Annotated in this window: 14 protein-coding genes and 1 tRNA gene; 7 read left to right on the forward strand and 8 right to left on the reverse strand. The window is 38.9% G+C overall.

Translation table 11 applies throughout. The features are described 5' to 3' along the window. Positions 1–163: 163 nt before the first annotated feature. From IM793_RS20160 to IM793_RS20170, 3 genes are all read right to left on the reverse strand, one after another. Positions 164–550, reverse strand: a complete 387-nt coding sequence (locus IM793_RS20160; RefSeq protein ID WP_193424474.1) for a hypothetical protein — start codon at positions 548–550, stop codon at positions 164–166. Positions 551–757: 207 nt separating this feature from the next. Further along, positions 758–1,489 carry a DUF92 domain-containing protein gene (locus tag IM793_RS20165; RefSeq protein WP_193424476.1) on the reverse strand — a complete coding sequence of 244 codons (732 nt, stop codon included), beginning with the start codon at positions 1,487–1,489 and terminating at the stop codon, positions 758–760. Positions 1,490–1,613: 124 nt separating this feature from the next. Continuing rightward, positions 1,614–2,312, reverse strand: coding sequence for a DUF1826 domain-containing protein (locus IM793_RS20170; RefSeq protein WP_193424478.1), 699 nt, complete (start codon positions 2,310–2,312; stop codon positions 1,614–1,616). A gap of 166 nt (positions 2,313–2,478) precedes the next feature. On the opposite strand from IM793_RS20170, the gene IM793_RS20175 reads away from it, so the two are divergent. The 6 genes from IM793_RS20175 (at position 2,479) to IM793_RS20200 (ending at position 8,127) form a co-directional block, all read left to right on the forward strand. Next, on the forward strand, positions 2,479–3,483 hold the full coding sequence (locus IM793_RS20175; RefSeq protein ID WP_193424480.1) for an aldo/keto reductase: 1,005 nt from the start codon (positions 2,479–2,481) through the stop codon (positions 3,481–3,483). A gap of 9 nt (positions 3,484–3,492) precedes the next feature. After that, entirely contained in the window at positions 3,493–4,380 is an 888-nt protein-coding gene (locus tag IM793_RS20180; RefSeq protein WP_193424481.1) for an AraC family transcriptional regulator, read from the forward strand. A 741-nt stretch (positions 4,381–5,121) separates the two neighbouring features. After that, positions 5,122–5,622 carry a hypothetical protein gene (locus IM793_RS20185; protein ID WP_193424482.1) on the forward strand — a complete coding sequence of 167 codons (501 nt, stop codon included), beginning with the start codon at positions 5,122–5,124 and terminating at the stop codon, positions 5,620–5,622. A gap of 15 nt (positions 5,623–5,637) precedes the next feature. Then, positions 5,638–6,579: an STM4504/CBY_0614 family protein gene (locus IM793_RS20190; RefSeq protein ID WP_193424483.1), complete on the forward strand. Its 942-nt coding sequence runs from the start codon at positions 5,638–5,640 to the stop codon at positions 6,577–6,579. Between the two features lies 1 nt (position 6,580). Continuing rightward, positions 6,581–7,489, forward strand: coding sequence for a helix-turn-helix domain-containing protein (locus IM793_RS20195; RefSeq protein ID WP_193424484.1), 909 nt, complete (start codon positions 6,581–6,583; stop codon positions 7,487–7,489). 143 nt (positions 7,490–7,632) lie between these two features. Next, a complete protein-coding gene (locus IM793_RS20200; RefSeq protein ID WP_193424485.1) occupies positions 7,633–8,127 on the forward strand; it encodes a hypothetical protein in 495 nt (164 codons plus the stop codon). A 357-nt stretch (positions 8,128–8,484) separates the two neighbouring features. Here the strand turns inward: IM793_RS20200 and IM793_RS20205 are convergent. The 5 genes from IM793_RS20205 to IM793_RS20225 form a co-directional block, all read right to left on the reverse strand. Continuing rightward, positions 8,485–8,558, reverse strand: a tRNA-Arg gene (locus IM793_RS20205). Between the two features lie 229 nt (positions 8,559–8,787). Further along, positions 8,788–9,021 (reverse strand): hypothetical protein, encoded by a 234-nt coding sequence (locus IM793_RS20210; RefSeq protein WP_132397428.1) that lies wholly within the window; start codon positions 9,019–9,021, stop codon positions 8,788–8,790. 750 nt (positions 9,022–9,771) lie between these two features. Continuing rightward, positions 9,772–10,935 (reverse strand): mannonate dehydratase, encoded by a 1,164-nt coding sequence (uxuA, locus tag IM793_RS20215; RefSeq protein WP_193424486.1) that lies wholly within the window; start codon positions 10,933–10,935, stop codon positions 9,772–9,774. Between the two features lie 53 nt (positions 10,936–10,988). Continuing rightward, positions 10,989–11,813 carry an SDR family oxidoreductase gene (locus IM793_RS20220; RefSeq protein WP_193424488.1) on the reverse strand — a complete coding sequence of 275 codons (825 nt, stop codon included), beginning with the start codon at positions 11,811–11,813 and terminating at the stop codon, positions 10,989–10,991. Between the two features lie 64 nt (positions 11,814–11,877). After that, a complete protein-coding gene (locus IM793_RS20225) occupies positions 11,878–13,707 on the reverse strand; it encodes a glycoside hydrolase family 2 protein (RefSeq protein ID WP_193424490.1) in 1,830 nt (609 codons plus the stop codon). A 252-nt stretch (positions 13,708–13,959) separates the two neighbouring features. On the opposite strand from IM793_RS20225, the gene IM793_RS20230 reads away from it, so the two are divergent. Continuing rightward, complete coding sequence (locus IM793_RS20230) at positions 13,960–14,979, forward strand: LacI family DNA-binding transcriptional regulator (RefSeq protein WP_227256330.1); 1,020 nt, start codon at positions 13,960–13,962, stop codon at positions 14,977–14,979.

The following is a 14,979-nucleotide window of genomic DNA, read 5'->3' on the forward strand; positions in this document are numbered from 1 at the left end:
AGTGTTAAATATTCATAACATGTTATGGAAAATTGATTCTCAATAATATCAATACAGATGCAGGCTATTTTCCAGGGCAATCAGGCTTATTTTGCTAAACTGCCACCAATGCACTAACCTGTAAGTTAAAATCAACAATTAAAAAAAACAATACCGCAAACGATTATTTTACAGCCCGGGTTGCCTTATCAAAAGACAGTACCAGGTTCTTCTGATCAACCTGCTTTAAAGGCACCTCATGTTCCTTTTTACCCATGCCGGTGGTAAAATAAACATCAGCTTTAACAGTCTCCCCTTTTTCAATTCCATCCTCAAACAAAGCAATCCCAAATAGGGTACTGTCAACTTTCGATGAGGCCACAACACTCACAGTTCCTAAAGCATAGTTGCCATTATTCTTCAGGGTTACAATACCCTGTTTATAGGTGTAACTCACTCCTTTCAATGTTTCCAGATAGGTTTTATTCTTACTGGTGATACGCTGATAAGTTTGCCCGTAACCTGAAAATCCACAGGCTGCCAGCAGTAAAACAAAAATGATTTTTTTCATGATCTTATGGAATAAACAATAACATAAATATCGCGAAAAAACTTATTATAAATTGGCAAAAAATATTTTTTGTTAATACAAAAAGATGATTTCAAAAATTAAGGCAGTAAGGTATAATCGGCCTGATATTAAAGGTGAGTACGATTTTCACCATTGAAATTATTAATAGTAATTGATAGCATAATCTGCAATTAGCTCACATTTTGTCTAAATATTTAGAACAATTATAAAAACAATTTCCAACATCAACACCACCAGCACGGCTGTTAATGTATTCAAAAAATTAACCATATCATTGCCGATTCTGCCTTTGCGCTCCAATACAGCACCCAAAATAGAATCCGTCAGGTTTCCTACCGTACCAGCAATAACGATAAAGTAAAAGTTAATATTCCATCCGTTTCCCAGCGCATAAATTGCAGCAATAATACAGCTACCGCCAATACCGATCACCGTTCCTTCCAGACTGATCACACCATCCATCCCGCAGCGGTCGGGCCGGAAAGAAATAATATTAAAAAACCGTTTTCCATAAACCATCCCCAGCTCTGATGACAGCGTATCTGCAGTAGCTGAAGCAAAAGCAGCCGCCATTGCCGGAAGCATTAAATAAGTAAGCGAGGGATAAAATAAAATCACTATAGCCACAATACCAGCAGCCCCGGCATTGGCCAAAACCTGCAACGCACTACGGCCATTTTTAGTTTCCGCACTTGTGGCAAAAGGTTGCTTTTTATGCTTCTGCCAGGAAGTGGCTGCAGAACCCATGATAAAAAACAGGCTCATCATCGCAACGCCTGTATAACCAGCAGCAATATAAATAAGACAGGCCAGCATACCTCCTGTCAACGCAGCCGGAACAGTCAGTTTTTTTGCCAGGGTACTATAAGCAATACCAGCAATTATGATGATAGGCAAAAAGATGCCGTTATTAAACATATCGCAAATATATTTGAATTATATTGATGAAAAAGCCATAACACATATTTACCGATGTCATTAGCACCTGAGAAAAACAGAAAACCATAACATTCTATCTGCTTAAAAACTTAGCCTGGCTAATTTAGCAAATGAGCAACAATCTATACTCCCCATCATTTTCTATTGGTGCCCTATGGATGCAGGGTAAACAATGTTTCTCAGGATGATCTACGGCAAGTCTCCACAAATGGCCCAATCCCAGGTTTACAGGTACTCCACCCGGTTTAACCTGATAATGCAGATCAAAATAATGTTCCGTCAAAAAGATTTCAAATTCTTCCTCCGGACCATCATGCAATTCCCTGAGCTTCTGCCGGATTTCCGGCACCTGTACTTTTTGCTCAGCCTGATGATTGGGTAAAATTTCACTGGCAGCACCATAGTAAGTACATAAAAATGTATCTGTGCCAATGGGCGATCGGTCTACATGAAAAGAATATACATCTGTTGAAATGAAATCAAACTCCTTATCCCGCTCGTAACCTTTAATTAAATTAAGGGAGGGTGATGCTCCGGAATCTGCCAACAACTGAAAATCGGTCTGGATAACCGCCCTGGCCATACTTCCTTTTTCTGAAAGCTCAAGTGCCTGGAGATCTTCCATGGATATTTCTGTCAGGTCCGCTTTCAATTCAAGTTTGCACACAATTTCCTTAAAATCGCCCAACAGGTCTCTATGCCAGTAAACTGCATTTACATCATCTTTAAAATCTGTATCCAAAAGATCAGAAAAAGTGGAGACCACCGCAATCTGTGAACGCTTAGAAATTTTTTTATCCATTTTTTAGTGAAGCCATATAGCCGATATGAACTGCAAAAATAAGAGTTAATTGCTAAGTCTCTCATAAATCGAAACGTATAGACATTAAAAAATCGTTCCTTGATTTGCTTACAAGCTTCAGGGGTTTGCATACATGCTTATAATTTGGCTTGCCGACCTTTGGATCATGGAAATTAAAAAAATAGCATTGGGCAGCCAGGGTCTGGTTGTGCCCACAATTGGCCTTGGCTGCATGGGTATGACAGGTTTTGAAGATGCGCATATGTACGGGCCTGCTGATGAGCAGGAAGCGATTGCGACGATTCACCGTTCGCTCGAATTAGGCGGTAATCTATTGGATACTGCTGATCTGTACGGACCGTTGAAAAATGAACAGTTAATCGCCAAAGCGATCAGTGGCAAACGTAATCAGTATGTTTTAGCGAGCAAATTTGGTTGGGAAATCAATGATAACAATAAGGTAACCTGGGCAATCAATGGCAAGAAAGAATATGTAAAGAAATCTTTGGAGCGTTCGCTCAAAAATCTGAATACAGATTACATAGATCTGTATTACCTGCACCGCCTGGATAAAAGCACACCGATCGAGGAAACGGTTGAGGCGATGTCCGAGCTGGTTAAAGAAGGAAAAGTGGGTTATATCGGTTTGTCTGAAGTTTCATCCGAAACGGTTAAACGGGCGCATGCCGTGCACCCGATCACTGCCGTACAGAGCGAGTACTCTTTGTTTGAGCGGACAGTGGAAGAACGTGGCGTTCTGGCAACCTTACAGGAACTGGGCATTGGTTTTGTAGCCTACTCACCACTTGGTCGTGGATTCTTATCCGGACAGATCAAAAGTATAAATGACCTACCAGAAAACGATTTCCGCAGGGCAATTCCGCGTTTCCAAGGTGCACAGTTCGACAAAAATATTGAGTTGGTGAAAGCCATCGAGGCAATGGCTGAAGCTAAGCAGGTTACTCCGTCACAACTCGCATTGGCCTGGATCATGAGCAAGGGCATCCTTCCGATCCCGGGAACCAAACGCCGGAAATACCTGGAGCAAAACATTGCGGCTACAACTATTGTATTAACAGAGGCTGATCTGGCGCAACTGGAAAACATCGTGCCTTTGGGTACGGATACCGGCGCTCCTTATGATGAGTTCAGTATGGGCTTAATTGATTAAATTTGTTTTATGAACTCCATTAACTCACTATCAGAATTTCACCGTTTGCTGTCCTTACCAGAACCCCGCCACCCGCTGGTGAGCGTGATCAATCTGGCGGAAAGTGTCTTTTTGGAAGACGAGATCTGGAAAGGTTTCGTTAACCGCTTCTATTGCGTGGCGCTCAAACGTGAAGCCAAAGGCAAAATCAGGTACGGACAGCAACATTACGATTACGATAAAGGAGTATTGAGTTTTACTGCACCTAATCAGGTACAACAACTGGACCTGCAAAATATGGAATGCGGGTCTGGTTACCTCCTGATTTTTCACCCTGACTTCCTGTTACAGCATCCCCTGGCCCATACGATTAACCACTACGGTTTTTTCGATTATGCGGTTAACGAAGCGCTGCATCTATCTGCCGAAGAAGAAGATGACCTCATCACTATCCTGCATAAAATTGATAAGGAGTGCCAGCATATCGATAAATATACCCAGGAGATTATTCTCACGCAGATCGAGAGTCTGTTAAAATACTCCAACCGTTTTTATGAAAGGCAGTTTTTGACCCGTAAGAATAATAATTCAGCACTGCTAACCAGGTTCGAGCAGTTAATCGATGACTATTTTAACAACGACGTACAGGTTTTGCTCACGGTACAATTTATTGCCGGGCAAATGAACCTGTCGCCGAATTACCTGAGTGACCTGCTCCGGGTTCATACCGGGCAAAACACACAGCAGCATATCCATGAAAAACTGATCGCGAAAGCGAAGGAAAAACTTTCCACGACCAGCCTCTCGGTCAGCGAGATTGCCTATACCCTGGGCTTTGAGCACCCGCAATCTTTTAGTACGCTTTTCAAAAAGAAAACGAATTCATCGCCGCTGGAATTTCGTCAGGCTTTTAACTAACAAACGCATATTCAAGCAGGTATAAATTGTTTAGATTTAACCATACAAAACTGGGCGTTGTATAATCCGACAATTCATCTAAAATGAAGTAAAAGCTGAAATGACGTTTTGGATTAAAGTTGCAAGGAGTGTTCTAAACGAATCTCCTCTTCCCCTTTATCGGGCTGACTATTAGCTGGAATACTTTGAAAAAGGCCTATAGCAAACAATTATTTTCATAAAAAACCGGACTTTGAAAAGTTCAAAGTCCTCTGAACATATTATTGCCATCGCTAGTTTTTTGTAATTAGTCATCCACGATAATTATTAAATGATCAACATTTGTGTTAATAAACCTGTTGATTAATTTATGTGCCTACAAAGTTGTTATGTGATTTATAATAACATAAATTTGTGTTATAGTTAAATAAATAAACCCCGAAGTGTCAGCTTCGAGGTTCTTGATTACAGTTAAACTTGCGATTTAACTTTTACTCGGATACTGTTGCTCTTGCGTGAATAACATTTCTCCAAAACTTAATAGAGGAGCATAGAGATATGCTCCTTTTCTGTTTATAAGTCAAATTTACTAATAATAATTAGCGTACTTGTATTTGCGGTAATAATGTTGAAAAGTTGCAAGGAATATTAACAATAGCAAGGGTGCAACCACATTTATAGCTATTAATTAAACCTATTTGCATTCATCATTCATTCTATTATCTTTGCTTTACTAAATCTCTCTATTAAATTAAACGCTCAATGAAACAATACATCTTTTCTTTATTAGTTGCGATACTAATACTATCAGGCTGCACCATTAATTACTATCTTACTGTTTCTGATATTGAAACGCCAATCTACTCAACTACTGATGGCTTCGAAAAGGTGGCATCCATTGAAGCAGGGAAAGCATTTCTTAGTAGTGGCAAATCATCGAGAACAGCAACCCGCTACGGTTTAGCAAACGGTTACAGCCCTTATATTGTAACTTGGAAGCCGCTAAAGAAGCTGACAAAGAAGCAACTCGCTCAATTATCTTTTACGACCGACTACGGTTATACGTATAGCGGTGTACCAACTTCAGATTATAGGTACGGTAGGTTGTTTAAAACATACCCAACATATACTCCATCTGCGACTCCAAGATCAACAACAAAATCCACTGGATCATCAGGTGGAACTGTACATGTAAAAGGTTACACTCGTAAAGATGGTACATATGTTAAGCCTCATACAAGATCCGCACCAAGACGACATTAAACTATTTAAGATACTATGCCTGTATTCAAACTTTATTCTAAGAGACAGAAAGAACTGAGAGGTGAAGTACCTGAAGTGTTCACTTATGATAATTTACCAAGTGGATTGAGAGTTCAGGCTTCACTTATCATCGACGATGCATTCGGAACGGATAAGGGAGGGTATGGTAGTAGTAATAAGCCAGAGAAAGGTTTTGCGATAATTCACGAAATCATATGTAGAGAGTATGGTGTATTTGAATTGGGCGTTAATAATACTGGATACTCCCGTAATGGTAAAGAACAACTTAAAAGTCAATTACTCTATTCGAAGGAGGTAGATAATGTCTTAGACATCATTGAGTTTTGCTTTAAATACATTACCAAGGTTATAGGTAAAGACCTAGCTGACTACACTCAAACGACTGATATCAAGCTAACGCCTGATGAAGCCGTTGAAGAGCTAAATGCTCGCCTTAAAGAACACGGAGTTGGGTATCAGTTCGAGTCTGGTGAAATAATAAGAGTGGACTCAACTTACATCCATTCTGAAATCACTAAACCTGTATTAACCTTATTATGGGACGATAAGTTTATAGGAGCCAACGAGGAGTACTTAAAAGCACACGAGCATTACAGGCATGGTAGAAATAAAGAATGTTTAACTGACTGCTTAAAGGCTTTTGAAAGTACGATGAAGATCATATGCGCTGAGAAAGGATGGTCATTCAACCAAACTGATACAGCGAGTAAGTTAATCAACGTTTGCTTTGCCAATAACTTGATACCATCATTCACGCAAAACCAGTTCTCATCACTACAAAACTTATTGACAACAGGAATCCCTACCATTAGAAACAAAGTTGGAGGACATGGCCAAGGTCAAGTACCTCAAAAAGTAGATGACGAACTTACAAGATATGGCCTGAATCTAACTGGTGCTAACATCATTTTTTTAATTGAACAGAGTAGTTTATAGTATGAGAAGTTTCTACGATAAGGATGATTATACAATTGAAGATATCCAGTCTCTGATTGACAACCAAGTAGAGGAATCTATCTACTTAGATTTTAAAAGTGCTGGATCATTGGAGAAGATTGATAAAAAGCGAATGGAGCTATCAAAAGATGTTGCATCCTTTGCTAACTCAGATGGTGGAATAATTGTTTATGGTATTAAAGAGGTGAATCATGTCGCTGCTGAATTTTCTTTCATAGATGGTAATGAATTTACTAAGGAGTGGATTGAGCAAGTTATAAGCTCGTACGTACAACGTCGTATTGCAGATGTGACGATTTATCCAATTAGGATCGATGGTGATATGAAGAAAAGCATCTACATTGTAAAGATTCCTTATAGCTACGATGCACCACATTTAAGCAAAGATAATAGGTACTACAAAAGATATAACTTTATTTCAGTCCCGATGGAGGAGTATGAGGTACGAATGAGTTATGGAAGGAAAAGAAAAGCAAAGTTGGGGATTGAAGGCTATCAGATCAGAGTTCAATCCGATGCTACGACGGTCACCGCTGTACTAGATATTGATATTTATAACGAAGGTTCAGTCGTCGAAACAGCCTACAAGTTGAATGCTTATTTTACAGGATCACATGAAAACGTCAGCTACAATTGGTCATCTCAGAACACAACGAATTACACTTTGTGGCAAAATCGTGGTGTTAAAATCTCGTCGGTGTGCAGAGAACCAATTTATCCAAATGAGACAATCAACGTTATGAGGCTAGATTTAGTTATAAGGCGCGGTAACGTTAAACAAGATTTACAAACTTTAAAGATGGAACTTAGATTATTGTACGGTGAATCAGAATTGATCATGAAGTACGACTTAAACGATCTTAAGGAAGCACTGTCCAATTTCGTATAACTGTAGCAGTTACGCTATTTAAATGTAACAAAGTTGATTATCAAATGCAGTGATAAGTATCCTATCTAACTACACCACCAATTTAAGATTTTCCTCCTTATAAGGTTAAAAGAAACTGTGTTAAAACAATTTATATATCGGGAATGCATCCGTTATTAAATTCTACCATAAAGGTTTTAGCTTATAGAGCATTAGATCGTGACTTTGACAAAACTTGGTCTGATTGGGCAGTTGAAATGCTAGTAAATGGCTATGATACTGAACATCTTGTTATTCTTGCAGGTATGGCTGAGCCATTCGATTACTTCGAAATGCAAACCTTGACTACAAAAGCACTTAATGAATTAGGCTTGGACTTCTCTGATAAACTCCAAGCTGCATGGAATTATGTCAATTACCTTATTGAGATGTGCCTTGATGGCAAGCTAGAATCAGTAAAAGTTCTTACTGAGCTTAGAGATCTTTACATTGAACTTGATTATGAGAAATCACTTCAACAGTTCTACTTTCTGTATTATGCCAAGAGTGATTTAATAAGTGACGAAGTACAATGGTATATTGATGGAGTGGACAGAAGCAATATTGATGAGACGGTAAATAGGTACTTTACTGAATGGTTGAGTAAATGTAAGCCATAAGCAATCCGCGGCACTTAGTTAAACCTAAAATGATTTGTTATTAGTAATTATGTCCTTATATACCTGCCCTAAATGTGGCTTTAAAAGCTTTACATGGGTTATCGAAGATGAACCATATGTCTTAACAAATTGGGGTTGTTATTCCTGTAGTTATCTGGCTTTGGAAGATGAACGGCTAGAGCGTATTTGCAAAATTTGTAAGCAAAAGTCAGAATCCCTTTTAAAAGATGAGGATAGGGAATACTGGTGGTGCTTTACTTGTGAGAAAGAGAATAAAGCATAATATCCAAATACGAAACAATTCGGGATAGATGAGAAATAAAAAGGGCCTTTAGCATAACTAAAGGCCTTTAAATGTACCCCGGAAGGGACTCGAACCCCTGACCCTCGGTTTAGAAAACCGACGCTCTATCCAGCTGAGCTACCGAGGCTCATTTTTTAATGAGCTGCAAATATAGAAGTTCTATTTAATATGTAAAAATATATTTTAAACTATTTAGAAGCTACTTTTCTCAATTCAAATAAGTAATTAAGAGCGAAGCAATTAAAATTTAATTTAGGCTAAATAAATTTTAATTCTGCTCACAAAAAACAACATTAAACACCGTATTCCCGGTTAAATGACCGGAATAAGTTAGTTAAAAAAGATTAGATTTTAATTTAAGCGTCTTCCCCGTTCCAGATATCGTCATCAGCATGCCTGATTTCGTCATGACTGGAGGTTATACTCTTTAATTCTTCGTGGTGATAATTTCTTTCAGGATTTTCCGGCAATCCACTATCGTGATCCAGCGGTACTTTCCTCAGATGTTCAGGCTTTTTAACCTCTGGTAAATCGTCATGCACAACAGAAGGCGTTAAGATCTTCTTCTTGGGATTATTGCTATTTTCCATAATTTTAAGAGACTCAAATTTCAAGCCACAAGCAAAGGTGAGTTAAAATTTTGGCAATTGGGGTGTATTTATGGATAATAAGGATCAACGGTATTGTTTGGCGGTTGGCGAAAGGCGTATACAAGCGCAGCCATTGCAAAAATGCGCACAAATAAATCTGTGTTTATCTGTGCGCATCTGTGGTAAATTAAACGCTAAAAAGATCCTTCGACTACGTTACCATAGACAGCCCCAATAGAAAGATCGTCATTGCGAGGCACGAAGCAATCTTAAAGCGCTCGCTACTAGCGATAGTTGTAAGATTGCTTTGTCGGCTGAAAGGCCTCCTTGTAATGACGTTTATTTAAACAACTGATTTTAGTGTTATTTTTTTGACCATATAAGACATTTAAGGATCATATAAGCTTATATGGTGTGAATTACTTAATGAATTAGATGTTTTTAGGTGTCTAAGGTGGTTAATTAAACTGCATAATCTTTAATTTTTACAACCACCTTAGACATCTTAGCTCAATGAGTTTTGCAGGATGCAAAATCTTAAACCTAATACGTTAGAAATCGCGTACAGGACGTCATTGCTATTTTTTTTAGGCCACTGACCTGATGGTTACTCGTAATGACGATTCCTCGCCGGCACATAGCACAAAAAATCCTCTGTCACTAATATTCATTTTTATACAATAAATTATCCCTCAGGATTACAAAACGAATGGGAACAGATCCGCGAATGTGTTTCTCCAGGAAATTTGTTTAATAATTCCCTGTAACCCCGATTTCTAAGCCCCTCAGTTCGGCCAAACCTCTTAACCGGCCAATAGCCGAATACCCCGGATTGGTTTCTTTTGCCAGATCATCGAGCATCTGGTGACCATGATCCGGACGGAAAGGAATTGATTTATCACGCAGTGCATTTTCTTCTGTTAAGGCTTTCATGATTTCGTACATGTTTACATCACCACCTAAATGATCTGCTTCGTAGAAACTACCATCTTCATCTTTCTTGACGTTACGCAGATGCGCAAAATACACCCGCTCTTTAACCGCATTGAAGATTTCTAATGCATTATTATCCATACCTGCACCCAAAGAACCCGTACAGAAACAAACACCGTTAAAAGCCTGGTCTACTTCTTTAATGATGTAATTAAAGTCTTCCAGTGTACTTGCTATCCTTGGCAAACCTAAAATAGCATAAGGCGGATCGTCAGGATGAATAGTCATTTTAATACCTTCCTCCGTACAAACGTCAGCAATAGCGGATAAGAAAAATTTGAGATTTTCTTTTAAGCCTTGTGTTCCAATGGCTTTGTATTCATTAATACTGTTGCGCAGAGTTTCCAGTTCGATTTCTTTCTCGTTAGGGATTCCCATTAATACATTGATCCGAAGATCAACCAAATCCTGTTCTGATAAGGTAGCAAATTTAGCTGCTGCACGATCCAAAATAGATTTCGAATAATCTGCTTCTGCACTTTCTCTTTTTAAAATGTAAAGGTCAAAAATGGCCAGATCGATCCAGTTAAAATAAAGCGCTTTCGATCCATCGGTCATTTCCAGGTCCAGCTGCGTACGTGTCCAATCTAAAACCGGCATAAAATTATAACATACGATCTTAATTCCGCAGGCCGAAAGGTTACGCAAAGAGGTTTTATAATTTTCGATATACTGCCCGGCATCTGCCCTGCGCGTTTTAATCGCTTCGTGTACAGGAACACTTTCTACTACCGACCAGGTTAAACCTGCAGCTTCAATAATGGCTTTTCTTTCCTGAATATCTTCCAATGGCCAAACTTCACCATGTGCAATATGATGCAATGCAGTTACAATGCCTGTAGCGCCAGCCTGTTTAACGTCTTGTAAGCTAACCGGATCATTTGGACCATACCAACGCCAGGTTTGTTCTAATTTTTTCATTATATATGATTACACTGATTTATATGATAATATTTGGAGCATCACACTGATGTTTAAACACCAGAGAATGCGGTAAATCCACCATCCACTTTAATATTTTCGCCGTTTACAAATTTAGAGGCATCACTTAGCAAATACACCAATGCACCAATTAACTCTTCAGGAGCACCGAAACGTTTAAATGGTGTTTTATAAATAATAGCCTGCCCTCTTGCGGTTAAGCTACCATCTGGATTGGTGAGCAAAGCCCTGTTTTGGTTGGTGATAAAAAAGCCCGGAACAATTGAGTTGATCCTGATTTTATCCTGGTAGCGGTTGGCCAGTTCTACAGCCATCCATTTGGTATAACAATCTATTGAAGTTTTGGCTAACGAGTAACCCAATACGCGTGTAATGGCCTGGTTAGCAGAAACAGATGAAATATTCACAATACTTCCCCCATTTTTTGCGATTTCTTTACCAAAAATCTGCGTAGGTAAAATGGTTCCAAATAAATTGAGGTCAAATGCCTGTTTCAGTGCTGGAATATTAAGTTCAAAAATATCACTTCCAGGCTGGATCACAGCTTCTGCCACATTTCCACCTGCAGCGTTTACCAGGGCATCTATGCGGCCAAATTCTTTGATAATGGTTTCATTCGCATCGAGCAGGTTCTGTTCATTCAGTACATCAGCAATAATATAAATGGCTTTCCCACCTGCTTTTGTTACATCAGCAACCCTTTGCTTTGCAGCCTCTTCGTTTCTTCCAATCACAACGATTGTAGCACCCGCGGCACATAATCCATTTACAAAAGCCTCACCCAAAACACCTGTAGCACCAGTAACCACTACTACCTTGTTCCTTAACGAAAACAGGCTCTCTATTTCTTTTATCATCTAATTAGTTCTTTTATTTATTCTATATCCTTTCGTGAATCAAAAGATTAGGGTTGTTCATCTATTATTTATATTTAACCTGCATCTGGTCATAAAAATCTTTCAGTACATAAAAGGCTTTCTTTTTTTTACCTGTTTCACTGATCAATCCTTTGCGGTTCCAGAAATTCTGATAAATTGGGTGTTGTCTTCTTGGTGACCTGAAGTCGGTTAAAATCCATGGCGTCATCCCGCGTAAAGCACCGATTTTACTCAACATGGTAATCTGGTTTTTATACAATGCCTCCTGGTACTCTTCGCTCCAGCGGGTATTTTCATCAGCGTGGAATCCGCCCAGTGCATCGCCACCAAATTCAGTAACTACCACAGGTTTTTTATATTTGATATCGAAATTGTATTTGGTAATTTCGGATGGATTACCTCCCCAGTACCAACCAGCGTATTCATTAAAACTAACCAGATCAATTTTTTCGCCCAAAGGATCGTTTAAAATGATCGTATTCCCTTCGCGGTGTACCTCTAAAGCGGCAGCTACCAAACGGGTATCGTCCAAGGCACGGGCAGTTTCTGCCAAATTGCTCATAAAACTTAAACGGGCATCGCTAAGCGGGGTTTCATTCCCAATCGACCAAACAATTACGCTTGCCCTGTTTTTATCGCGTACAATTAAATCTGTCAATTGTTTTTTGGCATTGGCATAGGTAGCCGGATTAGTCCAGCTAATGGTCCAGTAAACAGGCACTTCGGCCCAAACCAATAGACCCATTTCATCGGCAAGACGAATCATCTCTTCGTTATGCGGATAGTGTGCCAGGCGAACATAATTACAATTCAAATCTTTTGCCCATTGCAGCATCATCCGCATATCCCCTTCTGAGCGTAAACGCCCGGCTAAAAGAGGGTTTTCATCATGTAGTGATATCCCTCTTAAAAAAACAGATTTACCATTTAACAGGATGCTATCGCCATCAACCCGAATGGTTCTGAAACCAATTTTATCATTAATATCTTCTTTATCGGTTTTAATATTTACTGCATATAATTTTGGTGTTTCCGGCGACCATAAGCTTAAATTGTTCCAGGTAAATTCATCAGCAATTTTACCTTCGCCATCTGTTTTGTATTTCTTTTCGAGCTTAAGCTCCGGGATAGAAAGCGTAATTTCCTGTCCGGCAGTGGCGTCGGCAAGTTTTGCTGAAAAACTTAACAGATTATTATTTCCTTTAACAAGCTGAAGTTTGTAATCACTGATAAAATGCTCAGGAAATTCTGCTAAAAAAACATCACGTGTTATGCCACCATAATTCCACCAATCTGTATTTACAGTTGGGATTTCATCCTGTTTACGGATATTATCAACTTTAAGCACCAGGGAGTTTTCGCCAGCTTTTAAATTATTGGTTACATCGAACTGGAAGGGTGTAAATCCGCCTTTGTGTACCCCTAGTTTTTTACCGTTAAGATAAACATGGGCTTCGTAATTTACTGCACCAAAGTAAACGAAATACTTTTTTCCTTTTTCGGGTTTTGCATCAAACTTTTTACGAAGCCAGACATTGCCCTCGTAAAGCTCTAATTTTTCTGATTGCGAGTTCCAATCACCCGGAACATTCATTTGAGGAGAATGATCGAAATCATACTCAATCAACTCTGACTTATCTTTCTGAACTTTATCATCATAAAAACCTCCGGATCCGGTTTTCGACTGATCGTATGGATCATGACGATAATCGTAATAACCATTTTCATAAGGATCGATAATATAATTCCATTTACCATTAAGACTCTGGATTTTCCGTCCCTGAATGTTCTGTATAGCGGTAACCTGACCGTAACTGAATGATGAAAGGAGCGAAAAGCAGATTAAAAATACGCTATAGGTTGTTTTTAGCATAACTTAAGTTTTAATATTATTAATTGATCGTTTCAAAACTAACAATTAATTGCGGACGGTTTCTCTGTCGCTAGCCTAAATTTAAGCAATATTCTGTTTTTGCCTGGTTTATATTGTGCTAACGAATTTAGAAAAGCTTAAAAGATTAAATGGTTTTAAAAAGGCTAAAACGCTATAAAATCTATTGAAAATACATTTCAAACGTTTGAAATAATTGGTTTTTTTCTTAATTATGTACTGAGATTGGAAAAGATGACGAACAATACCCCTGTTACACTGAAATTCTTAGCTGAGAAGTTAAAGATGTCAGTTTCAACAGTATCAAAAGCCCTTAACAACTACCCGACTATAAATGCATACACCAGGCAGCGCGTTCAGGAAATGGCCCGCGATTTGCATTTTACACCGAATAAATCAGCTATCAATTTAAAAGAAAAGAGATCGCGCATTATTGGCGTTATTTTACCCAATCTTTTAGATCACTTTTTTACCAGGAGTATTTATGGCATAGAGCAGTTTGCCACTCAAAATGGGTACAATGTGATCATCAGTCAATCTCATGATGAACTGGAAAAAGAGATTCAATCTGCAAATATGCTATTGCGGAGCCGGGTAGATGGCTTAATTGTGGCTATTTCGAAGCATACACAAGATTTTGCACACCTAAACCAGTTCGAAAACATAGGCATTCCGGTGGTGTATTATACACGGAACCCGAGTTTTAACCTCAACTGCCACAAAGTATTGTGCAATACTTTCCAGGGCTGTTACCAGGCTACCAAGTTTTTAATAGACAGAGGGCATCAGAAGATCGCTTATTTGGGTGGCCCCAAAATGATTAATTTCACGCACGATCGCTTTAATGGCTATATCAATGCGTTAAAAGATAACCAGGTGCCTTTTTCATCAGAATTAGTTGCTTACACCGATTTTGATAAGGAAAACACAATCTCGGCAATTAAGAATTTATTTGCCGACCCAGAAAATATGCCCACTGCGCTTGTCGCTTTTAAAGAGCCTATTTTATTCGACGCGATGAAGTACCTAAGATCCACAAAGCACTTCAAAACCAACGAAGTGGAGTGTATAGGATTTGGCAACACTTCTTTCATCAGTTATCTCGATTCGCCCCCTATCGCCTCTATTGAAGAAAACCCCGAGTCGGTAGGTGAAAATGCGATTGCTTTATTGATCCAATTGATTAACAAAGAAATTGATATTCATAATTACCAAAAAGTAATGGTCGATTGTAAGTTGATTGTGCACGGGTAA

It is taken from the genome of Pedobacter sp. MR2016-19, assembly GCF_014947265.1.
In the GTDB taxonomy this organism is placed as follows: domain Bacteria; phylum Bacteroidota; class Bacteroidia; order Sphingobacteriales; family Sphingobacteriaceae; genus Pedobacter.

Coding starts and splice junctions, on each gene's coding strand:
- IM793_RS20160 (WP_193424474.1), bottom strand. CDS start 550: ATGAAAAAAATCATTTTTGTTTTACTGCTGGCAGCCTGTGGATTTTCA.
- IM793_RS20165 (WP_193424476.1), bottom strand. CDS start 1,489: ATGTTTAATAACGGCATCTTTTTGCCTATCATCATAATTGCTGGTATT.
- IM793_RS20170 (WP_193424478.1), bottom strand. CDS start 2,312: ATGGATAAAAAAATTTCTAAGCGTTCACAGATTGCGGTGGTCTCCACT.
- IM793_RS20175 (WP_193424480.1), top strand. CDS start 2,479: ATGGAAATTAAAAAAATAGCATTGGGCAGCCAGGGTCTGGTTGTGCCC.
- IM793_RS20180 (WP_193424481.1), top strand. CDS start 3,493: ATGAACTCCATTAACTCACTATCAGAATTTCACCGTTTGCTGTCCTTA.
- IM793_RS20185 (WP_193424482.1), top strand. CDS start 5,122: ATGAAACAATACATCTTTTCTTTATTAGTTGCGATACTAATACTATCA.
- IM793_RS20190 (WP_193424483.1), top strand. CDS start 5,638: ATGCCTGTATTCAAACTTTATTCTAAGAGACAGAAAGAACTGAGAGGT.
- IM793_RS20195 (WP_193424484.1), top strand. CDS start 6,581: ATGAGAAGTTTCTACGATAAGGATGATTATACAATTGAAGATATCCAG.
- IM793_RS20200 (WP_193424485.1), top strand. CDS start 7,633: ATGCATCCGTTATTAAATTCTACCATAAAGGTTTTAGCTTATAGAGCA.
- IM793_RS20210 (WP_132397428.1), bottom strand. CDS start 9,021: ATGGAAAATAGCAATAATCCCAAGAAGAAGATCTTAACGCCTTCTGTT.
- uxuA (WP_193424486.1), bottom strand. CDS start 10,935: ATGAAAAAATTAGAACAAACCTGGCGTTGGTATGGTCCAAATGATCCG.
- IM793_RS20220 (WP_193424488.1), bottom strand. CDS start 11,813: ATGATAAAAGAAATAGAGAGCCTGTTTTCGTTAAGGAACAAGGTAGTA.
- IM793_RS20225 (WP_193424490.1), bottom strand. CDS start 13,707: ATGCTAAAAACAACCTATAGCGTATTTTTAATCTGCTTTTCGCTCCTT.
- IM793_RS20230 (WP_227256330.1), top strand. CDS start 13,960: ATGACGAACAATACCCCTGTTACACTGAAATTCTTAGCTGAGAAGTTA.